Here is a 25021-nt window from a genome sequence, read left to right on the forward strand (position 1 = left end):
TTCTTTTATGTCTTCTTCTTCGGCGGCGTCTATTAGTGTATGAAAAACACCGGCGTTGTTATCTAGGTTTTTAAAGTACAGATTATCGCTCAGCGCTTTCATAAATTTAATTTTACGGTTTTTAAATTTACTCCACTCTTTAAATACAAAACTGCCAAATACACCAATACCAATGGCTAACGTAATAAAGTGCTGCTGAGTCATGGTAACGACTTTATCACTAAACCCTCCCTAAAATGTAAACAAAGCAAACAGTAGAAGTAATGAGGCGCCCAGTTTGGTAACTAACACCACCGCACCGCCAATAAGTGCTGACGAGCCAATAATCACTTTATCAATAGGACGCATCCGTACTTCGCTATTAGGGAATAGCATTTCTAAGTCAGCTTTTGGCACATTTTGAAATAGTTTTACTATGGTTGAGCTGGGCTCAAACCCCATAGGTAGTTTATTTTTTGATTCAAAATAGGCTTTATCTTTAAAACGGATAAATACTGCTACGCGATCGTAGTTGGTAAAATGCAGTGGCTTTTTACGTAACCCCCAAAAGCTGGTTATGGTTTCGGTTAGTTGCGATTCGCCTCTGCGATAAAAAACCACTTCTTCAAAATCCTCAAACTCTACCTCAAGGCGAACTTTAAAAAGCGATTCTTCGTTTAATGCATCTTGTAAGTCTTGATGGGTGATCACTTCAAAATTAGCCGCATTTAATACGTTGGCGAAATCTTTAGCAAAATCGCGTTGGCACAGAGCTTTTTGCTCATCAGTCACGCTGTTTATTAAACGAGTATCGCTATTTGGGTCAAAAGGCGCGTAATTGTTTTTTAATGACTCAAGTGTGCCATGGTACTGAAAGTGAATTAAGCTGGCTAAAAGTTCACAAAGCTGCTTAAAAGAAGTTTGTTGGTCTTTGGTAAGCTCTTTGGCGCACATTGTAATGATGTCGTGTTTTCTAAAAGGAATGTAGCGAGCAGTTTGCATATTGTGAAAATTTTAAAAGTATAATGGTATATAAAGATAATAAAGCAGTCTTTTACTGATTACTATGTTGACTGTATTTCTTCAGGTAGCATTAACCTAATTATGAGATGATTTAATCACTTACCTAATTGCTAACAGGACGTTTATGGCTATACAAAAAAAGCTCAAGCAAAAAACACGTCAGTTTATTGAGTCTAAAAATATGCTGGGTGGGATTACTATCGCCTCATTTTTAGAATCCACCATAGTGCCCATTCCACTCGAGGCGGTGCTGGTACCGCTTATGCAAGCAAGGCGGGAAAAGCTTTGGCAAATTGCCCTAATGGCAACACTAGGCTGTATTGTAGGTGCGTTATTTGGCTATGCTTTAGGCTATTACTTATTTGATATCATTGGCGATTGGGTTATCAACACATTCTCAAGCCCTGAGCAGTTTGAAAACGTAAAACAAAAAATGCAGGCACAAGGATTTTGGTTTGTGTTAAGCCTAGGTATCGTTCCTATTCCGTTTCAAATTGCGATGCTGGCCGCTGGTGCAACTAAGTATTCGCTGGCACTGTTTTTAGTGGCATCTGCGATTGCGCGCTCTATACGCTATTTTGGTTTGGCAATCGTGGTGTATTATGCGGGCAATCAAGCTGAGCGACTTATCAGCAAGCACAAAACTAAGACCATGATTGGATTAACTATTTTAATTGCTATTGGCTGGATAATTAGTACGCAAATATAAATAAAGCAGTTTAAGTTTATGGTATAGTTTTTATTAACAATAATAAATTTAAACACAGCCCATGATGAATCCGGAAAAAGTGAGCCTCAAGCTCAGCCGCTTTGTAAAAATTACCAGATTAAACAAGCTGTTAATTTTAGCTATGCTGGCGTTTATTATCGCTTTCTCAATTTTTTCGTTGATGTACTTTCCCCGATTAGACATAGCCCAAAACCTCTATGGCTTTACCACTGACTTTATTAATTTAGTGGTGATTTTTGCTATTTTTTTGTAGTGCAATGTTCACGGTTAGCTAAAAAAGCGTATTTATACGTCAGTATCGGTTTAATGCTATGGATTGTAGGCTCTACTGCCGATGTGCTCGATGAAGTAATACGTCAGCCTTTTTGGATAAGCAATTACGTAGAAGACTTATGTCGCACATTAGGTATGCTAATTACCGCTTATGGTTTATTTAAAACTATGCACTTTATGCAGCGAATGCACAACCGGTTAGCGCAAGAGTTTATTATGGATGATTTAACCAAAGTGTATAACCGTCGCTGCTTTTATCAGCATGTGAAGGAGGTTGTTAATAATCCTTACACTGTTTTAATTATAGATCTCGACCACTTTAAACGTATTAATGACGATTATGGCCACGATGTGGGCGATAAGGTGCTTAAACAGTTTGCTGATAAAGTGAACCGTCTTTTTAAAGATGAAAATATTTTTGCTCGTATAGGTGGTGAGGAGTTTGCCGCTTACCTGCCTAGTTATGAGCTTGATGAAGTACTTAACTTTTCGCAGACTATTCTAGAGACGGCTCGTACTATTACAGTACAAAATCAGCGTTCTTTAACGGTTAGTATAGGTATTGCGCACCGTAGTAGCGAACAGACCTTTGACAATGTAATGAAACGTGCAGATCAGGCATTATACCGAGCCAAAAAAGCAGGCCGTGATCGCCTTGAGGTTGCTTAAACATAGTAATTTTATAAAATAGATTTCGCTCATGCTGTTTTTGGGGACTTGTGTTGCGAGATAAAAAAGGGACTGTATGGATGAGTTAATCGGATTAGCAATTATTGTATCTATTGCGATTGTTGCAGGGGCTATTTGTGGATTAGTGGCCTTAGTGCAATTAAACACCCTTAAACAAGAGGTTGCAGTATTAAAACTAAAACTATTACAGTTCGAGTTAAGCTCAAATGCAGCAAAAAATGAAAAATCCTCCGCTGACCCTCAAGTAGATAACGCAATACCTCTAAACCGCTCAGACATTCCTGCCTCTGATTATAAACCTGCGAGCATTAAACATACGCCACTACCTAAAGTAGCAATTAAAAAGCCATCGAGTATTGAACTGCTTTTTAAACAATTACGTGCAGGCTTTGAACAAAACTGGATGACTTGGATTGGTGCTATTGCTTTGGCTTTAGGTGGCGTGTTTTTAGCCAAGTACAGTTTAGAGGCGGGGCTACTTTCACCTGCGATGAGGCTCAGTGCCGGTGGATTATTTGGCATTGGCTTAATCGCAGCAGCGTATTATTTACATTATAAACGTATCGTTTTTGAAGGCTTTAATAATTACATTCCTGCAGCCCTTGCCAGTGGCGGCTTTATGACTTGCTTTGCCTTAATGTTTTTGGCCTATAACAGCTTTACCATGCTAAGTGCTGAGTGGGCATTTATTGGCTTAGCAGTGATTGCTCTTTGCGCCAGTGCAATGGCGATTAAGTTAGGTCCTTTACTTGCTGTAATTGGCATTATAGGCGCATACAGTGTTCCTATTTGGGTAAATACGGGCAGTGGTCAGTTATTTTCTTTACTTATTTATGTTGCCCTTGTGAGTGTTGCCGCAGCGGTTGTGGCACATAAAGTACAGCGAGTGTGGTTGTGGTATTTACTGTGGGTAGGGCATATAGGCTGGTACTTGGTCGGACTCACTCTATTTAACTATGACACAGTGTGGTTAATAGGCGCTTATGCGTTACTAAGTATTTTAGGCTTAATCGCTATTGCACGCTTAGGCTTGGGCTTTAATACCCTTGAAGTGCGCCCGCACAGCTTCAAACGATTAGTTAACTTATTTCCAGATCACGGATTATTACTGGCCTTTATGGCGCCTTTAATGATTGCCATGCTATTGAGTTTGTTTAATTTACAATGGCAAATCGTGGCGTTGTTAAGCATCGCTTTGTTACTATTTTTAGTGTTAAAAAATAGCCGTTGGGATGCATGGCAAGGGGTTTCTTTAGTGATTGCGCTGTTACTAGTGGTCAGTGCTAAACAAACTTATGCCTTTGATGATGCGTTATTTATTTTTAAAAACGAATATGGGCTAGGCTTATTACTTGCTCTGGGGTTAAGTGGCTATGGACTCTATTTTGGTAATAAATACCCAAAACGATTAGCTTTTCATTTGCTTGCTTCATTAAGCGTGTTTGCATTAGTTGGCACTTTGTATGCGATGATCCCAAATACGGCTTTAGCAACCGCTTATCCACTTTGGGCGGTATTGTTATGTTTAATGAGTGCGGTGTTAATTAAATTTACGCAAAATAATACAACCTTATGGCAGCGTTTTAGTTATTGGGTGGGAGCAAACGCCAATATCACTTTAGCAATTACTATGCTACTGAGCGATAGCGGCCTTACCATTGCACTGGCTGTTCAAGTATTACTGCTGAGCTTATTAATAAAAAAATACAGTGTGGCTATGCCACACTGGCCAATAAAAGCCCTTGTGGCGGCATTACTTTTACGCCTTACCTTATCGCCGTGGACGCCTAGTTATGATGATCTAACTATCTTTGGTTTGCATTGGAGCTTAGTTGTTTACCCGCTGTGTATTGGGTTATTTTTTGCAGCGGCTAAATGTTTTAATACTTCAAAACTAAAAATATGGTTAGAGGGGGCGGCACTGCATTGTTTAGCGTTATTTGTGACAACCGAAACCAGTTATCAACTGGTAGGGCACTACCCTCAGTTGTTTTCTTTAAGTTTTTATGAGCAAGTTTTGCTCAGCTGTAACTTGCTTGCTTTAGGCTGCGTTTATTTATATCGCGCGCAAAGTGCAGGGCAGCTGGGTAAGTTATACCGCACTGCAGGTTTGATTTTATCAGCGTTAGCTGGCTTGTTATTAATCAATACAACGCTGGATAATAATCCGTTATTAATGCGTCTTTATGTTGCTGAAACGCCAATATTTAACTGGGTGATTTTAATTTGGTTGGTACCGAGCCTACTGGCGTTATGGTTAGCGAGTTTAGTTAAATCGTTAAATGCTAAATTGAGTCAAATTACACTCGGAGTGTCTGGTTTATTAGCCCTGTTAGCTATCAATACCTTGATCCGCCAATATTGGCAAGGTGGCTTTATTTATCTTGATAAAGCAACCAGTGACGCCGAACTATATAGCTATTCGGTTATTTGGTTGTTACTCGGCGCACTGGTCGTGATAGCCGGGCATTTAAAACAGCAACGGTTACTGCAAAATGTTGGTCTTGGTATTCTTGGCGCTGTAATTGTTAAGGTATTTTTAATTGATATGGCAAACTTAACGGGACTTCTAAAAGCATTATCGTTTATTGGCTTAGGGCTGTCGCTGGTAGGGCTAAGTTGGTTGTTCCAAAAACTCAGAAAGCGCAGTCATAGTTAAGTTTAAGCCCAGTACTTACTGGGCTTAAACTCTTATTAATCGTCAAGTACTGTGATTCAGCAGTGCTTTAAGTTTGCCTGGTTTTACTGGCTTACTCAGGTAATGAATATTTTCGGCTTTGGTGGTTTGTTTTAGCTCGGTGTCACGCACAGCGGTAATTAAAATAGCCGGAATATCGCTTTGCCAAATCTCGCGTAGCGCTTTAATTAATGTAATCCCATCCCAATCATTACCTAATTGATAGTCCATTAAAATAACATCAGGTGCCCTCTGTTCTTTTGCATAAGTTAACACCGCGTCTACTTTATCGAATAGGGTGTAATTTGCCTGCCAGCGCTTCATTAGGCTGGCCATGGCGGCAAGGTTTTCAGGATCGTCGTCAACGGCAATAATATTTATCGCGGCGCGGTTGTCGACTATATTTTGACTGGTTTGTTTTTGCTGTACTAATTGCGTATCACCATAAGGCACTTCAATGCTAAATCGGCTGCCTTTATTAGGTAATGAAACCACATCAATCGGCAGGCTCAATAAATCAGCCATACGTTTAACCACCCCTAAACCTAAGCCAACGCCTTTATTATCGCCCGCTTCAATTCGGTAAAAGTCGTTAAATATTTTTGCTTGTTCAATATCGCTAATGCCAGGGCCGGTATCCCATACTTCAATCCGTAAACTGTGTTTTCTGTTTCTGCAGGCAATTAACACTCGGCCATTTTCGGTGTATTTAATTGCATTAGACAGCAAGTTTTGTAGTATTCGACGCAAGTAAGTAATGTCGCTGTGTACTATTTGTTTATTTGAACGCACTTTAAATGAAAGCCCTTTATCGCTCGATAAAATCGCATATTCGCTTTTAAGGGGGTCTAAAATATCATCAATGCAAAAGTGACGAGGATTTGGGGTCATCGCCCCTTGCTCTAGCTTGGCAATTTCTAATAAAGCCGACATTAAATGCACGGTGGAATCGAGGCTATCACCTAGCTTATTAAAGTTATTTTTATTGGTGCTATCTAACTGAGTTTCATCAATGGCGGCGAGATATAATCGTGCCGCATTGAGCGGCTGTAAAATATCATGGCTAGCCAGTGCTAAAAAGCGGGTTTTACTATCATTCGCCTGTTCTGCTTCGCGTTTGGCTAAAGTAAGTGCTTGCTCTGTTTGTACGCGACTATCGATTTGTGCTTGCAGGTTACTATTAATGGTTTGCACCTCTTGGGTACGCGCTTCAATACGGTTTTCTAAGTCCATATTGATTTCTTCGAGCGCATTTTGCGTACTAATATGATTGGTAATATCAGAAAAGCTTGTTACAAACCCCCCATCAGGCAATGGGTTGCCTATCATTTCGTAAACTTGGCCATTACGACGATGGCGAATAAAGTGATGTGAACTGCCATTTTTTAAATGCTGAACACGCTTATCAACATGGCGCTCGATTTCACCGGGGCCGCATTCACCGCGCTCTGCGTTATAACGGATTATTTCTTCAATTGGCTGGCCAACTTGTAAAAAACCTTCAGGGTAATTAAACATTTCGCTGTAGCGCTTATTCCAAGCAACGAGGTTGAGATCTTTATCTACCACAGAGAGTCCGTGGCTTAAGTTTTCTAGTGAAGTAAATAATAAGTTTTGATTAAACTGCAGTGCCTGTGTGGTTTCATCAAAAAAGTTTACTACTTCTTCAAACGCCATGCGTTTCCCAGATGATACTGTATGAATAAGTGCTTGCGCAGAGGAAGCACCCAATACACCAGTTAGTGCGCGTTCGCAGTAGGCAATAAAATCAGCGCGAGGGTGTGCGTTGTTGTCGTTTAAATCATGATGAAGTGCGTAATGCGATAAAATTTGTTGGCTACGCTGAATGCCTAAAAAGGTTTGCAGTAAAATTTTAAAGTCGTATACCGTGGCTTTTACGTTTTTATTTAAGCGACGAGATAAAATGGCCTGATCTTTGGGATTAACAAATGCTGCCGCTTGAATTTTATCAATTAAGCGCTCTTCAGCTCCCAAGGAAAAGCTAATATAACAGCCAATATTAGCAAACAACGCAATTAAGGTGCCTCTAGTTATAAGCGTTTGCTGTAGCTCACTGTCTAGTGGGTTAGGGGCTTCTAAAATAGGTAGCATCAAAAATAGCACCCAACAAATGACTCCTGCGAGTAGCCCGGCATAAACACCATAAGCATGGCCTTTTCGCCAATATAACCCACCCACAATAGCAGGCAATAATTGCGACACCAATGAGAAAGCCACTAACCCCATACTGGCCAGCGCACTGCCACTACCAAACCATTGCTGATAGAAGTAGGCTAAAATAAGCACCCCAGCAATGGTAAAGCGGCGCACCAATAAAATGCGGGATTTATAGCTGCTGGTGATTAAATTACGTTTAAATTTACGACGCAACATTAAGGGTAGCACCACGTCGTTGGAGATCATGGTGCTTAGCGTAAGCGTTGCAACAACAATCATGGCTGTGGCAGCAGAAAGCCCACCTATAAACACAAAGGTGGTTAAAAAAGCGTTATCGTGCAGCATAGGCAGTGCCAGTACAAAGCTGTCAGGTGATAAACTACGACCAATTTCTGGATGAATAGCAGCGGTGGCTATAGGTAAAATCATTGCAGCGGTCAATAACAAGTACAATGGAAAAGCCCAGCGAGCAGTAAATAAATGGCGCTTATCTTGGTTATCAACCACGGTGACATGAAATTGCCGTGGCAAACAAATAATAGCGGCCGCCGCCATCAGCGACTGACCTACAAAGTTAAAGCTAAAAAAGTCAAACTGCGCCCAATGCAGCCAAATTGACTCGGCGACTTGGCCAGAACTTTCTGCGGGTAAATTAAATAAGCTATATATTGCAAGCCCTGCTACAGCAGCCAGAGCAAACAGCTTTATTAGCGACTCAAACGCAACAGCGAGCATTAAACCTGAACGGTATTCGGTTACATCAACTTTGCGCGTACCAAAAAATATAGCAAATAGCGCCATCATTAACGTGGCCGATAGCGCTAAAATATCCCCTGATATCTGATTGCTGTTTTGTAGGAGTAAAAAGCTAGAGCTGAGTGCTTTTAATTGCAATGCAATGTACGGAATGGTGGCCAATAAGGCGATTATTGTCACCATAATGGCGGTGGTTTGACGCTTACCATAGCGGGCTGAAATAAAGTCGGCAATAGTGGTGATATTTTGTTTTTTACTCACCAGTACCAGTTTACGTAAAAAGCCTTGACCGAAAAAAAACAATAAAGCGGGGCCTAACAATATAGGTAAAAAACTCCAGCTGCTGGTCGCTGCTGTGCCTACTGAGCCGTAGTAAGTCCATGAAGTGCAATAAATACCTAGTGCAAATGAATACACAAACGGGTGATGACTAATACGCTTGGCAAGTGGCGTGGTTTTATCCCCCCAATTAGCCAGCCAAAACAGCACGCCTATGTAGCCAAAGGCAACAATGAGTAGTACAGCCGTCATGTTTATTTAACCTTGTAGAATATTTTTATAATTTGCCATAACTATACCCAAACTATTTCAAGATGCGAGCGTCAGTTGGCGTTTGAGGTAGTTTGGGTTTTTACAATACTTGGTTGCGGGTTAAATAGGGGGGTATACATTTTATTTATATTATCTATAAATAAAATAAAGCATTGATTTTTAATGATTTATTTTAAATTGGTTATTTAGTTAGACTAATGTCTTATTCCCACGCTTGACTCAAAAATTGGCGTAAACACCTCGCAAATAAATTAATTAACTTACTGAAATTAAAGTAGTTCACTTGTTGTTTACTAATTAAGCGCCTACAGTTTACGAAAACGTTAACATGTTGTTACGACTATTGTCGCAATTCAATATTTGAGTAGCGTTGCTAAATTGATTAACGAATATAAAAAACCACCCATCGTAATCTTGCGATGTTTAAAGGGGAAAATAAAAATGGCTTTTAAAAATGAAGAACAAGCAAAAGCTTATTGGGCAGAAAACATTTCATTACTGTTTAAGTTATTAGCGGTATGGTTTGTGGTCTCTTTTGGCTTTGGCATATTACTTGTAGATGTACTAAATGAAGTACGTTTTTTTGGGTTTAAACTTGGCTTCTGGTTCGCCCAGCAAGGCGCGATTTATACCTTTGTAGCTTTGATTTTTGTGTACGTTTTCAAAATGAATACGTTAGATAAAAAATATGGCGTAGACGAATAGGAGCTAAGCAATGGATGTTCAAATACTCACTTTTATAATCGTCGGTTTAAGCTTTGCGCTTTATATCGGCATTGCAATCTGGGCTCGTGCAGGGTCAACAAATGAATTCTATGTTGCCGGTGGTGGTGTACCTCCACTAGCCAATGGTATGGCAACTGCTGCGGATTGGATGAGTGCTGCGTCATTTATTTCAATGGCTGGTATTATTTCGTTTGCTGGCTATGACGGTAGTGTTTACTTAATGGGGTGGACGGGTGGTTATGTACTACTGGCCATGTGTTTAGCGCCTTATTTACGTAAATTCGGTAAGTTTACTGTGCCAGACTTTATCGGGGATCGTTACTACTCACGTACTGCGCGTTTAGTGGCTATTTTATGTGCCATCTTTATTTGTTTTACTTACATTGCGGGTCAAATGCGTGGTGTGGGTGTGGTGTTCTCGCGTTTCTTAGAAGTTGAAATTGAAACCGGCGTTTACATCGGCATGATAATTGTTTTCTTTTATGCTGTACTTGGTGGCATGAAAGGCATTACTTACACGCAAGTTGCGCAGTACTGTGTACTGGTATTTGCTTATTTAGTACCGGCTATTTTCATCTCGATGATGGCAACCGGTCACTTTTTTCCACAAACAGGGTTTGGTGCCACGCTAAGTGATGGTTCAGGCATGTATGTATTGGATAAATTAGATGGTTTAAGTACTGAGTTGGGCTTTGGGCAATACACTGAAGGCTCGAAGAGCATGATTGATGTATTTGCAATCACAGGTGCTCTTATGGTGGGTACTGCTGGTTTACCACATGTAATTGTTCGTTTTTTCACTGTACCTCGCGTAAAGGACACACGTATTTCAGCGGCGTGGACACTGGTATTTATTGCTATTGTTTACACAACAGCACCCGCAGTAGCTTCGTTTGCCCGTGTAAACATGATTGACACCATTAATGGTAAAGACGGTAGCGGCACAGCGTATGCAGATGCGCCTGCATGGATCAAAAACTGGGAACGTACGGGCCTAATCACCTTTAATGATAAAAATGGTGACGGCAAAATGTTTTACACATCAGGTAAAATCACTGACCCTAATAGCGCGAACGAAGTAAACGTTGACCGCGATATTATGGTACTAGCGAACCCTGAAATTGCCGACTTACCAGCATGGGTTATTGCACTCGTTGCTGCTGGTGGTATTGCCGCGGCACTATCGACTACAGCGGGCTTACTATTGGTTATTTCAACCTCAGTATCGCACGATTTACTTAAACGGACACTCAAACCGGATATAACCGACAAGCAAGAATTACTTGCAGCGAGGTTGGCAGCGATGATTGCTATTGTAATATCCGCTTACTTTGGGATTAACCCGCCAGGATTTGTGGCCTCGGTTGTTGCCTTTGCCTTCGGCTTAGCGGCGGCGAGCTTCTTCCCTGCAATTATTATGGGTATTTTCTCTAAATCAATGAATAAACATGGTGCAATTGCAGGCATGGTAACGGGTATCACCTTTACTGCTGCATACATCATCTACTTCAAGTTTGTGAGTCCAGAGCTTAATAGCCCAGAAAATTGGTTCTTAGGTATTTCACCTGAAGGGATTGGTTTAGTAGGCATGATCATTAACTTTGCAGTAGCTGCAGGTGTTATGAAAATGACTCAACCGACACCAGTTGAAATTCAAGAAATGGTTGAAGGTATTCGTAATCCTAAAGGGTCTAGTGAAGCGCATGCTCACTAATCCATATATCTAATGATATAACGCATCAAAGCCCGACTTAAGTCGGGCTTTTTATTTGTTTAAATAATGACTACATTAAATAACTATATTTCAGGTTAAGTCGCTTTTTTATTGAGGATGATTTATGAGTAGTGAGCAACAGGAAGTCGCGCAGTTTATTAACAAGCAAGCACCATTTTCAATGTTACAGGACAGCGCCTGCAGTTATTTTGTTAACCATCTCGATAGTATTTATTTGACCCGAGAAAACCAAACGCAATGGCTTAACAGTGAACAGCCTAAATTATTTTTAATTCGTTCCGGGTTATACGATTTAGTGGATGCTCAAGGCGATACGGTAACGCGTTTAACTCAAGGTGATTACTTTGGTTATCCCTCGTTACTGACGGGAGATTCAATACAAAACAGTTTAGAAGTACAAAAAGAGGGCATTGTCTATATGCTCGACCAAACGGATTTTGATTACTTACGTCGAGAATATAAAGCATTCGAGCAATACTTTGTTCGTGCTCATGCTAATCGATTGCTGTCATCACATTATAAAAGTAATAACGACAGCTGGTCTGAGCGTAAAATATCAGAGATCATGACTCGCAAAGCGATTACGCTGCCCCCCGATGCCAGCATCCGTCATAGTGCTAAAAAAATGCAAGAGCATGGGATTTCATCAATGATGATCACCGAAAATTCGCATCTTGTTGGAGTAGTTACAGATCGGGATTTACGTAACCGAGTGCTTGCTGATGAAGTGGATCCCGCGCAAGCTATCAATAGTATTATGACCAATAAGCCTAAGTTTATATTTGAAAATAACCGCGTATTTTCAGCGCTGCACTTAATGCTTAAGCATAATATTCATCATTTACCTGTGCTTGACGAAAACCACAAACCGCTAGGAATGATCACCAGTACAGACTTACTACGCCAACAAAAAAGCGACCCAGTGCAGCTAATTGGTCGTATTTACAAGGCCCATAATGTGGCTGATTTAAAACGTTACGCGAAAGAAATTCCTGAGTTATTAAAAGGTTTTTCAAATAATATTGATGATATTTCGCTGATCGGAAAGTTACTCAGTGGTTTAACCGATGCGTTGACCTCGCGGCTAATTTTTTTATTTCAACAACACCATGGCGCCGCGCCAACCAGTTTTAGTTTTATTTGTTTTGGCTCTCAAGCGCGCGAAGAGCAAACACTGCATTCAGATCAAGATAATGGCTTGTTATTACCTGATGGTCTAAACGATGAACAGCACGCATATTTTAAACAGATGGGCGAATTTGTTTGTGAAAACTTAGTTGAGTGCGGCATTCGTCGTTGTCCTGGTAACATAATGGCTAGCAGTGATGCGTGTCGAATGAGTGTTAGTGATTGGGGGGCGAAGTTTTTAAAGTGGATCACCAGTCCCACACCCCAGGCAATGCTCAACTGTAAAATCTTTTTTGATCTGCGCTTTATTGAAGGCTCAACCACACTCTATAGCCAGTTTTGTGAAGAGTTGACCCATATTTCTCGCAACGATCTTTTTTATGCGGCAATGGCCAGCGATGTTAACGCTAACAGTGCGCCGATTGGTTTATTCAATAACTTTAAAACCGAAAAAACAGAGCAACACCATAAGTACATCGATCTTAAAAAGCGCGGGGTGGTGATCATTAACGATCTAGCGCGACTTTATGCATTAAAAGTAGGCATTCGCCGTGCTAACACCCAAGAGAGGTTGGATGCTTTATTAAAGTATTCACTATTAAGCAAAGAAGATATTTATAATTTAAAAGATTGTTGGCGATTTTTAACTCAGCTTCGGCTGCGCACGCAAATAAATGAAGAAGGGTTACCTAGTAATTGCATTAACCCAGACAAACTCAATTCGTTAGAACGTCATCAGCTTAAAGAAGCGTTTTACCTAGTAAAACAAGCGCAGCAAGGCGCGGCGTTTAAATTTGCGCGTGGGAGTTTGTAACAATAATGGTTAAGCTGCTTATTACGCGATACTTAAAGCGTCGTCATTTGCTTGCGCAAAGTGCTTTAAAGCAACGTTATTTAGTGATTGATTTGGAATTAACAGGGCTTGATCCTAAACAACATGAAATTGTCTCGGTTGCTTGGGTACTGATTGAGAATCAATGTATCAAAAACAGTCAATCGCAGCATATCGTTAATAAAGAGGTTAAAAGTCTAGAGCAAAGCCCTGTTTTTCACGGCATTAGTACTGACTCGGTGGCACAAGGGCAAAGCCTACAGAGTATTTTAATGTCTTTAAGTGCTCACTTTAGTGACTGCATTTTAGTATTTCATAATGCCATGCTCGACTGGGGCTTTTTAAAGTTAGCACTAAAAAATGCAGGGATCATCCAGCGGCCTAAGCTGATCATCGATACCTTACAAATAGAAAAAAAGCGCTTACTGCAACACGCAAGCGATATCAAATTAGATGATTTAACCTTAAATGAATGCCGTAATCGCTACGATTTACCAAGCTATCATTGCCATCATGCGCTTACCGATGCACAAGCCACTGCTGAGCTGTTATTAGCCCAATGCCATCAAATAGGCGCCGGTAAAGAACTTAAAGTAGGCGATCTAATGTAGGTTGGTTAAGGACAGCGAAACCCAACTATAAGAAACCCAACTATAAAGTATGCACTAAGCTTAATTGCATGCAGTTTACTTTTATTCTTGTTTGTATAATTATGGGAACGCGTATTTTATTAAAAATTCAAGGAACGAATATGAAATTCATCACCGCTATTTTTATTACCTTATTCCCTCTTATTACTTTTGCTAATTCAAGCGTGCCAACTAATCGTCATATTTCTGTACATGGCACAGCTGAGGTATTAGTTGAGCCAGATATGGCTCAAATTATATTTGAAGTAAAAAGCATTGAAGATACATTACTTGAAGCTAAACGTGACCTTGATGGCCGAGTTAGCGTGTTACTTGAAGAATTAGATAAGTATGATTTTGGACAAGGCGATGTTCATATATCGGGTTTAAAAAGCAAGATATACACTAAGGTTGGTACAGAATCTGGGATTGCTTTAAGCGATAATTATTTAGCTCTGAAAACAGTTAAAGTCACATTAAAAGATATTAAAAAAGTCGATGAATTTATTGATTTTGCTCAACGCTTACAAATAGACAATATCAAAAAAATTAATGGCTTATCCTCCAAAGTCAAGCAGTTAGAGGCAGAGGCAACACAACTAGCAATAGATAACGCAAAAGCGAAGGGAAATAAGCTCGCTCAGTCTTTTGGTGCTGAACTTGGCAACGTTTATAGTATTAGTGCAAATTCCAGTAGCTCAGATTACGACGCGAGCGGTGTTAAGCACATTGTTTTATCTAGCCACAGAAATAGCATGGCTGCTAGAAATAACGAGAACCCATTTACGCAGCAGCAATATTTAGGTGCAAGAATAAGCGTTAAAGCATCAATAAACGTGGTGTTTGATTTAAAACTAAAATAGCAAATATCGCAAAGCCGGGTTAAAAGTAAAAGCGCATTGCGTGTTGATTATGGCGTTAATTTAAAGTTTCTAATGCTTGGCTCTTATAATCACAGGCAAGGTCGATTACAATACCGCCATCTAAAAGGCGACGCTGCCTTTCTCTGTACGTAACTAGAGTGGATTTTATATTTCATGGCAATCAAACTTGCAATTAATGGTTTTGGTCGTATTGGTCGAAATATTGTCCGTGCACTATACGAATCAGGCTTAAGCGACGAGATCAAAATTGTTGCAATTAACGAACTAGCCGACCCTGAAGCTATTGCCCATTTATTAAAATACGACACCTCTCATGGTCGTTTCACTTTTCCAGTTAAACTAGGTGAAGACACTATCAGCGTTGCTGATGACACCATTGCATTATTTTGTGAAGAAAATCCAGTTGAATTACCGTGGCAAACGCTAGATGTTGACGTGGTGCTTGAATGTACGGGTGTTTATCACTCGCGTGAACACGCGCAATTACATTTGACTGCGGGCGCAAAAAAGGTGCTGTTTTCACATCCTGCGGATAATGATGTTGATGCCACTATTGTTTACGGTATTAATGACGATGAGCTTAAAAGCGAGCATACTATTGTCTCTAATGGCTCGTGTACCACCAACTGCGTTGTTCCTGTTATTAAAGTACTCGATGATGCCTTTGGTATTGAGTCTGGCGCTATTACAACTATTCATGCGTCAATGAACGATCAGCAAGTGATTGATGCGTATCACCATGATTTACGCCGTACGCGTGCCGCCAGCCAGTCTATTATTCCTGTAGATACAAAATTAGCCCGTGGTATAGACCGTATTTTACCTAAATTTAAAGGTCGCTTTGAGGCCATTGCGGTCCGTGTACCGACCATTAATGTGACGGCGATGGATTTAAGTGTCACGGTTAATGCAGATGTAGATTTAAGTGCGGTTAATAATGCCCTTAAAGCACAAGCTAAAGACCGCCTTGAAGGTATTTTAAGTTACACCGAAGAGCCGTTGGTATCGGTTGATTTTAACCATGACCCACATTCTTGTATCATAGATGGCACACAGACACGTGTTAGTCATAAACGACTGATAAAGTTATTAGTTTGGTGTGATAACGAGTGGGGGTTTGCGAATCGCATGCTCGATACCGCGCGTGCTATGATGGCATTTAAGTAATATTTAAAACGTATTTGTTAGGGTCTGTTGACCTTTGCGGATTAATATTTGTTCAAACTAAGGGCAATTTAATCGCGGCGCGAGGTTTGTAACCTAGTGGGCTAAGTAAAAACCGAGCAACAAAGAGTTAATTGCCCCTAGGTAGAACCCTTTGGGCAGCGCCTGTTTGGCATTGATGCTGCGTTATCGCCTATTTATGGGGAATAACCACACCACATAGGCTCTGCCTTGCCTAAATACCAAACAGGCAGCTGCAAATTCAACCTTGAAAGGTCAACAGACCCTAGGTTTAGTATCGTTAACTAAGGAGATGTTCATGTCGGTCATTAAAATGGCAGATTTAGATTTAAACGGCAAACGCGTATTAATTCGTGAAGATTTAAATGTACCCGTTAAAGCAGGAAAAGTGACGTCAGATGCACGTATTCGTGCTGCGTTACCTACTATCAAACTAGCGTCAGAGAAAGGCGCGAAAGTGATGGTTATGTCACACCTTGGCCGTCCTACGGAAGGGCAATACGAAGAAGAGTTTTCATTGGCTCCGGTTGTCGATTACTTAAATGATGCACTTGAGCAAACAGTTCGCCTAGAAAAAGATTACTTAAACGGCGTTGATGTTGCAGATAACGAAGTCGTTGTTTTTGAAAACGTGCGTTTTAATAAAGGCGAGAAAAAAGACGACGAAACCTTATCAAAGCAATTAGCTGCATTATGTGACGTGTACGTAATGGATGCTTTTGGTACTGCGCATCGCGCACAAGCATCAACGCATGGTGTAGGTTTATTTGCTGATGTAGCGTGTGCCGGTCCATTATTATCGGCTGAACTTGAAGCGCTAGGCAAAGCACTTGATAACCCAGCACGCCCATTAGTGGCGATTGTGGGTGGCTCTAAAGTGTCAACTAAGTTAACCGTACTTGATTCGTTATCTAAAATTGTTGACCAGCTTGTTACCGGTGGCGGTATTGCTAATACCTTTATTGCCGCTGCAGGTTATCCTGTAGGTAAGTCCCTTTTTGAAGCTGACTTAATGGACGAAGCTAATCGCTTATGTGCAGCAGCAAAAGCTAACAATGGTGAAATTCCAGTACCGACTGATGTTGTTGTGGGTAATGAATTCTCAGAATCAGCTGTAGCAACACTTAAAGATGTAAGCGAAGTTACCAGCGACGATATGATTTTTGATATTGGCCCTGATACAGCAAACAAACTTGCAAAAATTATTGCTAATGCGGGCACTGTTGTATGGAATGGCCCAGTGGGTGTGTTTGAGTTTGATCAATTTGGTAATGGCACTCGCGCTATTGCAAAAGCGATTGCTGATTCAAGCGCATTTTCTATTGCTGGTGGTGGTGACACCCTAGCGGCAATTGATAAGTATGGCATTAGTGATAAAGTATCGTATATCTCTACAGGTGGTGGTGCGTTCTTAGAGTTTTTAGAAGGCAAAAAACTACCTGCAGTTGCAATGCTAGAATCACGCGCTAAATAATACCTTTGGGTATTAGCTAGCCGTAAAGCAGATGTGCTTATTTCACATCTGCTACAATTAACGAGTAAATACCTCTCACTTTTATTTAGTCGTTAATAATATGAATTTTAGGCCATTTGCCTTTTAATTCATGGCGCAGTGATTGCGCCAAACTAACAAATCCGTTCAAACTAGGTAGTAAAATAACTACCGATAAATTGGAGAATACCCAATGGCTTTAATCAGTATGCGACAACTTCTTGATCATGCCGCAGAGCATGGTTACGGTGTACCCGCGTTTAATGTAAATAACCAAGAGCAAATGCGTGCAATTATGGAAGCGGCTGATAAAACAAACAGCCCAGTTATTGTACAAGGTTCTGCGGGCGCACGTGCGTATGCCGGTGCACCTTTTATTCGTCATATGATTTTAGCTGCAGTTGAAGAATGGCCACATATTCCAGTGGTTATGCATCAGGATCATGGTACATCACCGGGTGTATGTCAGCGTTCAATTCAGCTAGGTTTTTCATCAGTAATGATGGATGGCTCATTAATGAGCGATGGTAAAACACCTTCAAGCTACGATTATAACGTTGATGTAACACGTAAAACAGTTGAAATGGCGCATGCGTGTGGCGTATCTGTAGAGGGTGAGCTAGGTGTATTAGGTTCACTTGAAACTGGTGAAGCGGGTGAAGAAGATGGTGTTGGCGCTGAGGGTAAACTTACCACTGAGCAAATGCTAACAAATCCAGAAGAAGCGGCAGACTTTGTAAATAAAACCCATGTTGATGCGCTGGCTATTGCCTGTGGTACATCACACGGTGCCTACAAATTTACTCGTCCACCAACCGATGACATTTTAGCAATTGATCGTATTAAAGAAATTCACGCGCGTATACCAAATACCCACTTAGTAATGCATGGTTCGTCTTCTGTTCCACAAGAGTGGTTAGAAGTGATCAACCAATACGGTGGCGAAATTCCAGAAACTTACGGCGTGCCAGTTGAGCAAATCGTTGAAGGTATTAAATATGGTGTGCGTAAGGTAAACATTGATACTGACTTACGTTTAGCGTCTACCGGTGCGATTCGTCGTCATTTAGCGATGAACCCGTCTAACTTCGACCCACGTAAGTTTTTAGCTGCTGCAACCCAAGCAATGACTGATATTTGTATCGCTCGTTACGAAGCGTTTGGTACGGCGGGTCAAGCAAGTAAAATTAAGCCAATTTCATTAGATGAAATGCACCTTAAATACTTAAGCGGTGAGTTAAACCCAAAAATAAAATAATGAGCCAATAACGGCGATACTCTCGCACTCATTATAAAAAGCCAGTTGCTTACGCACTGGCTTTTTTGATCTGTAAGAGTTCAGTATTTTACTTACCGATAAATCTGGGATCACTCGATTACTAACTAACCTTATCTGGGATCATTACTTTACTAAGTGAAGGGCTTAAAGTGACGCATTTTGTACTTTTAAGTGTCGAACATCATAATTAATGGATAAAAATCACACAGTAAATCATTGGTTTAGCTTTGTTAGTGGGTAAAATAGTGATCCGAAAAGGGATCTGCTTGATAAAACTCTGATCCTTGTATTTAAGATCATAATAAACCTGATCTAAATAGGTGCCGACTTTTATTATTAAGCCTAAAAATAGCTGCTAGTTAGTAATTTGATGATCCCAAGTTAATATCATAAATAGTGCCTTTAATAACGACTCACTTTACTGCAAACCACTTTTTTATTTACTGCTCAAGATGGTAAAAATATGACATATTCAATTTTTTGTTACTATTTTGTGTTTTTTTTAGTCTCATTTTAATTTAGACGTTACACTTTAATAAAAATGTCATACTTAGTCATAATAATGAAACCTACTCAATAGCCTAAGAGATAAATTGGAATGTCACGTAAAGTATTAGTCGTTGATGACGAAGCACCTATCAGGGAAATGTTGGTTTTTGTTTTAGAACAAAATGGCTTTCAAGCCATTGAGGCAGAAGATTATGATTCTGCAATAGCCGCAATGGTCGAACCTTATCCAGATATGGTGTTACTCGATTGGATGCTACCTGGTGGTAGTGGAATTCAAATCGCTAAAAAATTCAAACAAAATGAACACACACGCCAAATCCCTATCATTATGCTGACTGCTCGCGGCGAAGAAGAAGACAAAATACGCGGTTTAGAAGTCGGTGCTGATGATTACGTTACTAAGCCGTTTTCACCTAAAGAGTTAATGGCGCGTATCAAAGCGGTTATTCGCCGAGTAGCACCTACCTCTTTAGAAGAAGCAATTGAAGTGCACGGCCTGCGCTTGGACCCTATTTCGCATCGTGTTACCTCAGGGGGCAGTGAGCTTGATATGGGGCCAACCGAATTTAGACTATTACACTTTTTTATGACCCATCCAGAGCGGGTTTACAGCCGTGAGCAACTGCTTGATCATGTATGGGGCACGAATGTGTATGTTGAAGACAGAACAGTAGATGTTCATATTCGTCGCTTGCGTAAAGCGATTGCTACGCTTGGACACGACCGCTTAGTACAAACGGTACGCGGAGCTGGTTATCGCTTTTCGAGTAAATTATAGTGTGCTTACAATTAAGCTTACTTAGTTAAGTAGCAATCTATTAACCTAGCTCAGTCAACTTGTCTGCTAGCGTTTATAAGGTAAAGAGCGTGTATGTATCGAGTTATTAACAAGCAGGCGCTAACAAAGCGGCTGTTTGTCTATTTTATACCTTTACTTTTAATTGGGGTGCTTATTGGTGCCCCATTTTTGATGTTGTTTTTGGGCGCTTTTTCGCTACTTATGTGGCATTACCATCAACTTTATCGGTTAAGTGATTGGCTGCATAACCAGCGCAGTTTTAATCCACCAGAAGGTGAAGGGTCGTGGGAGCAAGTATTTGAAGGCATCTATCAGCTGCAACATCGTAATCGTAAAAAGCGTAACGAACTGGCAGAGCTGATACGCCGTTTTCGTGACGGTGCTGAGGCGGTGCCTGATGCTGTTGTTGTATTGCAAAACGATTTATCAATTGTGTGGTGTAATCAACTTGCACTCAAAGTGTTAGGGTTACAATGGCCGGTTGATCATGGTCAGCGTTTAGATAACCTCATTCGCGATCCTAAATTTGCTAAATATATGCGCCGTAAAGAGTTTAGTGATGCACTGGAGCTTGAAAGTGGCCACAGTGTAGAACAAGTACTTGAGTTTAGGGTGATGCCTTATGCTAACACTCAGTTATTGGTGGTAGTACGTGATGTCACCCGTTTAAAGCAGCTTGAGCAGATGCGTAAAGACTTTGTTGCTAATGTGTCTCATGAGCTCAGAACCCCTTTAACGGTTGTTACCGGCTACCTTGAAATGCTCGACAGTGATTCGCTTCCTCCGCCTGCAATGTGGAATAAAGCACAAACTACCATGCTAGAGCAATGTAAACGCATGGATAGTTTAGTGAATCAGTTACTTTCGTTATCACGTATTGAAGGCGCAAAACGCCACAGTAATGATAAGGCAGTAAAGGTACCGCAATTGCTAAAACTGATTGAAACTGAAGCACAGTCTATAAATCAAGATAAAGGCCATCAACTTATTTTTAATATTGATGCGTTACTTGATATTACCGGTGCTGAGGATGAGCTCAGAAGTGCGTTTTCAAACTTAGTATTTAATGCCATTCATTATACTAAGCCAGGTGGTAAAATTGAGGTGTGTTGGCAGCGCAACAATGAACAGGCATGTTTTAGTGTTACCGATAATGGTGATGGTATTGCACCAGAGCATATAAATCGCTTAACTGAGCGTTTTTATCGGGTCGATAAAGCCAGAAGCCGCACCACAGGTGGCTCAGGATTAGGCTTAGCTATTACCAAGCATGTGCTTACTCGCCATGGTAGCCAATTAAAAATTAACAGTGAACAGGGTAAAGGCTCCTGTTTTTCTTTTGCGTTTTCAAGCGATAGGCTGATCTCTATTTCGCCATTAGTGACGAGTAATACTGCTAGTCATAAAAGTGTCATTTAAGAGTCACACCATTGTCATGTACTCACTTTAGAGTGAACCGCAGTTAGGAAATGGGACGAACAAACTGGAGAACCCCAAAATGAAATTTAAAAACTTAGTTGCCGCAATGGGTGTGGCTGTTACAACATTTGTATCTGCGCAAGCAGTAGCATTAGAAGACGGTATGCCTGAGTATCAAAAAATTAGCGGTGTATCAGGTAACTTTTCATCGGTAGGGTCTGATACGTTAGCCAACATGATGACCTTTTGGGCTGAAGAATATAAGCGTATTTACCCAAATGTAAATATTCAAATTCAAGCGGCAGGTTCGTCTACTGCGCCACCAGCATTAACAGAAGGAACGGCAAATTTAGGTCCAATGAGCCGTGCTATGAAGTCGAAAGAAATTGAAGCATTTGAAAAGCGCTATGGCTATAAGCCAACACAAGTACGTGTAGCAATTGATGCATTGGCGGTATTTGTTCATAAAGATAACCCAATTGAAGGGCTGCGTATTGACCAAATCGATGCTATTTTCTCATCAACACGTAAATGTGGCGCACCAGAGCAAGTAAACCGCTGGAGTGATGTTGGTCTAGAAGGTGATTGGGCTGCAAAAGACGTGCAATTATATGGACGTAACTCAGTATCAGGGACTTACGGTTACTTTAAAAAGAAAGCCTTATGTAAAGGCGATTTTCGTAATAACGTGAACGAGCAACCGGGTTCAGCTTCTGTTGTACAGTCAATTTCAGCATCACTAAATGCCATTGGTTATTCTGGCATTGGTTATAAAACATCGGGTGTGCGTACTGTTCCGTTATCTAAAAAAGGTACTAACTTTGTTGATGCCACGCTTGAAAACGTAGCTCAAGGTAAATACCCACTTTCACGTTTCTTATATGTTTATGTAAATAAACACCCAAATAAGCCACTTGGCCCAGTTGAAGCTGAGTTTTTAAAGATGGTACTTTCGCAAGAAGGTCAAAAAATTGTAGAAAAAGATGGTTATGTGCCACTTTCTGCAAAGCTAGTTGAAGTTGAGTTGAAAAAGTTAGGCTTAAAATAAACCGCTAATAATTAAAAAACCGCTCAAATGAGCGGTTTTTTTTGGTTTACAATTTATGCCGATTGATATTAGTCAGCTTTACTTAAGTTTTCAGCTTGTACTTTGCATTGATTATACGCTTCGATGCATTTAGATGAGCAAACCTGTGACTTAAGGCTGTCGGTGGTTGTTTGTTGTTCACAGCTGGTTTCGCATTGATAACTTTGCTGAGCGCATTGGTTAAGTGCTGGATTACCTGCTTGGCTTTGGCACCCTGCCAATGCTGCAAAAGAAAAAGCCACTAGAGTGGTTTTAATAAAAGTTTTCATACTTATCCTTAAAGTGAGGCTACACCAGTATTAAACTTCAACCTGTATATTGTCGATTAATCTAACACTTCCTAAAAAGGCGGCAGCTAAAATAACAAATCGTGTATCTTCGAGTGTAGCAGCTTTTAATGTATCTCGTTGAGCTATCGAAAAATAATCTGGTTTTAGCCCTGCGCTTTCTAAAGTCGCTTTAGCATCAGCTTCAAGAGTAGCAAACGCTTTATTTCCGCTTTTTAGTTGCTGCGCACAGTGATTTAAAGTGTTGAATAAAATCGTAGCGGTTTGCTTTTCATCACTTGATAAATACCCATTGCGTGAGCTCATGGCAAGGCCGCTAACTTCACGCATCGTTGGCACACCAATAATTTCTACTGGTATCGACAAATCACGGGCCATTGTTTTAACAACTTGCAGCTGCTGAAAGTCTTTTTCACCAAAGCAGGCGTAATCAGGTTGGACTAAGTTAAATAGTTTAGTGACAACTGTTGCTACACCTTTAAAATGACCAGGACGTGAGCCGCCGCAATAGCCCATCGAAATACCTGGTACATCAACAAAACTTTGCACCCCTAAGCCATTTGGGTAAATAGCCTCTACACTGGGGATAAACAAAATATCCGTTTCAAGATCGGCTAAACCTTGTTTATCGGCATCTAAGGTACGCGGATAATTGTCTAGATCTTCATTAGCACCAAATTGCATCGGGTTAACAAAAATACTAACAACGACTTTGTCGGCCAGTGTTTTTGCTTTTTCTACCAACGAAAAGTGACCGCGGTGCAGGTTACCCATAGTAGGTACTAGTGCAACACTTAAACCCGCTTGGCGCCAAGCTCTTATTTGACTGCGTAATGATTTAATTTCAGTGATTGACTGCATTATTTAAACTCGTGTTCAGCGCTTGGAAAAACGCCGCTTTTAACATCGTTACAATACTTTTTAACAGCGGCAGGCATATTGCCTGTTTCGAGTAAAAAGTTTTTTGAAAATTTAGGAATGTAGCCTGCAGAAATACCGACTAAATCGTGCATAACCAAAATTTGGCCATCGGTTACATTGCCCGCACCAATCCCTATAGTCGGAATGCTTAATGAGTCAGTAATACGTTTTGCTAAGGCACTTGGAATACACTCAAGCACGAGTAGTTGAGCACCCGCTGCCTCTAATGCTTTTGCATCGGCAATAATTTTTTGTGCTTGTGCTTCTTCACGGCCTTGAATTTTAAAACCACCAAATACGTGCACAGATTGCGGCGTAAGCCCTAAATGCCCACACACCGGAATACCTTGCTGAGTAAGTGATTTAATGCTGTCATGCAGCCATTCGCCACCTTCAAGCTTGATCATATTAGCACCTGCGCGCATCAACTCTGCGGCATTTTTACACGCATCATTTGGATTTGCATAGGTCATAAACGGTAGGTCGGCAATAACAAATAGGTCACGGCTTCCAGCGCGAACACAGCGAGTATGGTACGCAATTTCTTGGTTTGTCACAGCGAGTGTGTCATCGCCACCTTGTAATACCATTCCCAAAGAATCACCGACCAAAACAACTTCAACGCCATTCTCATGAAATAACTTAGCAAAACTGGCATCATAAGCTGTTAACGCAGTGATTTTATTACTTTCAGCCTTCATTTTATTCAAAGTTGAAACGGTTATTTTAGACATAATATTCTCGCAGACATAAGCATTAGTTAATTACAGCGGTAATTGTTGTAAGTCGTTAAGCGGTAGGTTATTTGCTATCTGTTTGATAGATGCGCCGCTTGGTAAAATAAGTTCGGGTGCAATTTCTTGCAGCGGGTAAACAACAAATTCTCTCTCGTTTAACCCGTAATGAGGCACCGTTAAACGTTTAGTATTTATAACCTGCTCACCAAATAATAAAATATCAATATCCAGTGTGCGTGCGCCCCAGCGCTCAGCCTTTCTGACTCGACCATGCTCCAGCTCTATGGCTTGCGTTAAATCAAGTAACTGCTCTGGCTGTAGCGAGGTATTGATACAGGCAACCGCGTTCACATAATCGGGTTGATCTTGTGGCCCCATAGGCTTGCTCGCATAATAATGTGAGCAAGCGATAAACTCACTGTTAGGCAAGTTTTTAAGTGCAACAACAGCATCATCAAGTTGTTTTTTAGGTGTATTAAGGTTGGCACCTAAGCCTAAATAGACACGTTGCAT

18 protein-coding genes and 2 pseudogenes are annotated in these 25021 nt (G+C 40.7%); 14 read left to right on the forward strand and 6 right to left on the reverse strand.

Going from position 1 to position 25021, the window contains the following annotated elements; translation table 11 throughout:
* A pseudogene (locus ACTRWE_RS10790) lies at positions 1 to 981 on the reverse strand (TMEM143 family protein); the annotation flags it as partial.
* A gap of 145 nt (positions 982 to 1126) precedes the next feature.
* Between ACTRWE_RS10790 and ACTRWE_RS10795 the strand changes: the two are divergent.
* The 3 genes and pseudogenes from ACTRWE_RS10795 to ACTRWE_RS10805 all read left to right on the forward strand — a co-directional run bounded on the left by ACTRWE_RS10795 (position 1127) and on the right by ACTRWE_RS10805 (position 5354).
* Positions 1127 to 1711: a YqaA family protein gene (locus ACTRWE_RS10795; RefSeq protein ID WP_033102872.1), complete on the forward strand. Its 585-nt coding sequence runs from the start codon at positions 1127 to 1129 to the stop codon at positions 1709 to 1711.
* Between the two features lie 64 nt (positions 1712 to 1775).
* Positions 1776 to 2674 (forward strand): annotated as a pseudogene (locus tag ACTRWE_RS10800) (GGDEF domain-containing protein).
* A 76-nt stretch (positions 2675 to 2750) separates the two neighbouring features.
* Complete coding sequence (locus ACTRWE_RS10805; RefSeq protein ID WP_033102871.1) at positions 2751 to 5354, forward strand: DUF2339 domain-containing protein; 2604 nt, start codon at positions 2751 to 2753, stop codon at positions 5352 to 5354.
* A 42-nt stretch (positions 5355 to 5396) separates the two neighbouring features.
* On the opposite strand, the gene ACTRWE_RS10810 is transcribed toward ACTRWE_RS10805, so the two are convergent.
* Positions 5397 to 8837 carry a hybrid sensor histidine kinase/response regulator gene (locus tag ACTRWE_RS10810; protein ID WP_036956595.1) on the reverse strand — a complete coding sequence of 1147 codons (3441 nt, stop codon included), beginning with the start codon at positions 8835 to 8837 and terminating at the stop codon, positions 5397 to 5399.
* Between the two features lie 462 nt (positions 8838 to 9299).
* Here ACTRWE_RS10810 and ACTRWE_RS10815 point away from each other — a divergent pair, with 462 nt between their 5' ends.
* The 11 genes from ACTRWE_RS10815 (at position 9300) to ACTRWE_RS10865 (ending at position 22524) form a co-directional block, all read left to right on the forward strand.
* The gene (locus ACTRWE_RS10815; protein ID WP_008464847.1) at positions 9300 to 9563 is read left to right on the forward strand and encodes a DUF4212 domain-containing protein; all 264 of its coding nucleotides are present in this window, start codon (positions 9300 to 9302) and stop codon (positions 9561 to 9563) included.
* 10 nt (positions 9564 to 9573) lie between these two features.
* Positions 9574 to 11298: a sodium:solute symporter family protein gene (locus ACTRWE_RS10820; RefSeq protein ID WP_013465754.1), complete on the forward strand. Its 1725-nt coding sequence runs from the start codon at positions 9574 to 9576 to the stop codon at positions 11296 to 11298.
* Positions 11299 to 11422: 124 nt separating this feature from the next.
* A complete protein-coding gene (locus ACTRWE_RS10825) occupies positions 11423 to 13261 on the forward strand; it encodes a DUF294 nucleotidyltransferase-like domain-containing protein (protein ID WP_010387614.1) in 1839 nt (612 codons plus the stop codon).
* 5 nt (positions 13262 to 13266) lie between these two features.
* A complete protein-coding gene (locus ACTRWE_RS10830) occupies positions 13267 to 13890 on the forward strand; it encodes a 3'-5' exonuclease (protein WP_462879985.1) in 624 nt (207 codons plus the stop codon).
* A 140-nt stretch (positions 13891 to 14030) separates the two neighbouring features.
* Positions 14031 to 14771 carry an SIMPL domain-containing protein gene (locus ACTRWE_RS10835; RefSeq protein WP_462879986.1) on the forward strand — a complete coding sequence of 247 codons (741 nt, stop codon included), beginning with the start codon at positions 14031 to 14033 and terminating at the stop codon, positions 14769 to 14771.
* Between the two features lie 174 nt (positions 14772 to 14945).
* Complete coding sequence (epd, locus tag ACTRWE_RS10840; RefSeq protein WP_462879987.1) at positions 14946 to 15959, forward strand: erythrose-4-phosphate dehydrogenase; 1014 nt, start codon at positions 14946 to 14948, stop codon at positions 15957 to 15959.
* A 316-nt stretch (positions 15960 to 16275) separates the two neighbouring features.
* Positions 16276 to 17451, forward strand: coding sequence for a phosphoglycerate kinase (locus ACTRWE_RS10845; RefSeq protein WP_462879988.1), 1176 nt, complete (start codon positions 16276 to 16278; stop codon positions 17449 to 17451).
* 211 nt (positions 17452 to 17662) lie between these two features.
* A complete protein-coding gene (fba, locus tag ACTRWE_RS10850; RefSeq protein ID WP_008111197.1) occupies positions 17663 to 18727 on the forward strand; it encodes a class II fructose-bisphosphate aldolase in 1065 nt (354 codons plus the stop codon).
* A gap of 619 nt (positions 18728 to 19346) precedes the next feature.
* Positions 19347 to 20036: a phosphate regulon transcriptional regulator PhoB gene (phoB, locus tag ACTRWE_RS10855; protein ID WP_013465747.1), complete on the forward strand. Its 690-nt coding sequence runs from the start codon at positions 19347 to 19349 to the stop codon at positions 20034 to 20036.
* Positions 20037 to 20129: 93 nt separating this feature from the next.
* Positions 20130 to 21476, forward strand: coding sequence for a phosphate regulon sensor histidine kinase PhoR (gene phoR, locus ACTRWE_RS10860; protein ID WP_462879989.1), 1347 nt, complete (start codon positions 20130 to 20132; stop codon positions 21474 to 21476).
* 79 nt (positions 21477 to 21555) lie between these two features.
* Entirely contained in the window at positions 21556 to 22524 is a 969-nt protein-coding gene (locus tag ACTRWE_RS10865; protein ID WP_013465745.1) for a PstS family phosphate ABC transporter substrate-binding protein, read from the forward strand.
* Between the two features lie 68 nt (positions 22525 to 22592).
* On the opposite strand, the gene ACTRWE_RS10870 is transcribed toward ACTRWE_RS10865, so the two are convergent.
* Genes ACTRWE_RS10870 through folK form a run of 4 tightly spaced genes read right to left on the reverse strand, consistent with a single transcriptional unit; the run spans position 22593 to position 25021 of the window.
* A complete protein-coding gene (locus ACTRWE_RS10870) occupies positions 22593 to 22832 on the reverse strand; it encodes a hypothetical protein (RefSeq protein ID WP_013465744.1) in 240 nt (79 codons plus the stop codon).
* 30 nt (positions 22833 to 22862) lie between these two features.
* The gene (panC, locus tag ACTRWE_RS10875; protein WP_016900475.1) at positions 22863 to 23711 is read right to left on the reverse strand and encodes a pantoate--beta-alanine ligase; all 849 of its coding nucleotides are present in this window, start codon (positions 23709 to 23711) and stop codon (positions 22863 to 22865) included.
* Positions 23711 to 24505, reverse strand: coding sequence for a 3-methyl-2-oxobutanoate hydroxymethyltransferase (gene panB, locus ACTRWE_RS10880; protein WP_016900473.1), 795 nt, complete (start codon positions 24503 to 24505; stop codon positions 23711 to 23713). Before panB ends, panC begins: the two co-directional genes overlap by 1 nt.
* 30 nt (positions 24506 to 24535) lie before the next feature.
* Complete coding sequence (folK, locus tag ACTRWE_RS10885; protein WP_016900471.1) at positions 24536 to 25021, reverse strand: 2-amino-4-hydroxy-6-hydroxymethyldihydropteridine diphosphokinase; 486 nt, start codon at positions 25019 to 25021, stop codon at positions 24536 to 24538.

Source organism: Pseudoalteromonas sp. G5_S1_54_S4 (genome assembly GCF_054968565.1).

What these genes read in the sequence shown, in the direction of transcription:
- ACTRWE_RS10835 (WP_462879986.1), top strand. Translation starts at nt 14,031, where the DNA reads ATGAAATTCATCACCGCTATTTTTATTACCTTATTCCCTCTTATTACT.
- ACTRWE_RS10810 (WP_036956595.1), bottom strand. Translation starts at nt 8,837, where the DNA reads ATGACGGCTGTACTACTCATTGTTGCCTTTGGCTACATAGGCGTGCTG.
- ACTRWE_RS10815 (WP_008464847.1), top strand. Translation starts at nt 9,300, where the DNA reads ATGGCTTTTAAAAATGAAGAACAAGCAAAAGCTTATTGGGCAGAAAAC.
- panB (WP_016900473.1), bottom strand. Translation starts at nt 24,505, where the DNA reads ATGTCTAAAATAACCGTTTCAACTTTGAATAAAATGAAGGCTGAAAGT.
- ACTRWE_RS10830 (WP_462879985.1), top strand. Translation starts at nt 13,267, where the DNA reads ATGGTTAAGCTGCTTATTACGCGATACTTAAAGCGTCGTCATTTGCTT.
- fba (WP_008111197.1), top strand. Translation starts at nt 17,663, where the DNA reads ATGGCTTTAATCAGTATGCGACAACTTCTTGATCATGCCGCAGAGCAT.
- ACTRWE_RS10820 (WP_013465754.1), top strand. Translation starts at nt 9,574, where the DNA reads ATGGATGTTCAAATACTCACTTTTATAATCGTCGGTTTAAGCTTTGCG.
- phoR (WP_462879989.1), top strand. Translation starts at nt 20,130, where the DNA reads ATGTATCGAGTTATTAACAAGCAGGCGCTAACAAAGCGGCTGTTTGTC.
- ACTRWE_RS10845 (WP_462879988.1), top strand. Translation starts at nt 16,276, where the DNA reads ATGTCGGTCATTAAAATGGCAGATTTAGATTTAAACGGCAAACGCGTA.
- ACTRWE_RS10825 (WP_010387614.1), top strand. Translation starts at nt 11,423, where the DNA reads ATGAGTAGTGAGCAACAGGAAGTCGCGCAGTTTATTAACAAGCAAGCA.
- ACTRWE_RS10805 (WP_033102871.1), top strand. Translation starts at nt 2,751, where the DNA reads ATGGATGAGTTAATCGGATTAGCAATTATTGTATCTATTGCGATTGTT.
- ACTRWE_RS10795 (WP_033102872.1), top strand. Translation starts at nt 1,127, where the DNA reads ATGGCTATACAAAAAAAGCTCAAGCAAAAAACACGTCAGTTTATTGAG.
- panC (WP_016900475.1), bottom strand. Translation starts at nt 23,711, where the DNA reads ATGCAGTCAATCACTGAAATTAAATCATTACGCAGTCAAATAAGAGCT.
- ACTRWE_RS10870 (WP_013465744.1), bottom strand. Translation starts at nt 22,832, where the DNA reads ATGAAAACTTTTATTAAAACCACTCTAGTGGCTTTTTCTTTTGCAGCA.
- folK (WP_016900471.1), bottom strand. Translation starts at nt 25,021, where the DNA reads ATGCAACGTGTCTATTTAGGCTTAGGTGCCAACCTTAATACACCTAAA.
- ACTRWE_RS10865 (WP_013465745.1), top strand. Translation starts at nt 21,556, where the DNA reads ATGAAATTTAAAAACTTAGTTGCCGCAATGGGTGTGGCTGTTACAACA.
- epd (WP_462879987.1), top strand. Translation starts at nt 14,946, where the DNA reads ATGGCAATCAAACTTGCAATTAATGGTTTTGGTCGTATTGGTCGAAAT.
- phoB (WP_013465747.1), top strand. Translation starts at nt 19,347, where the DNA reads ATGTCACGTAAAGTATTAGTCGTTGATGACGAAGCACCTATCAGGGAA.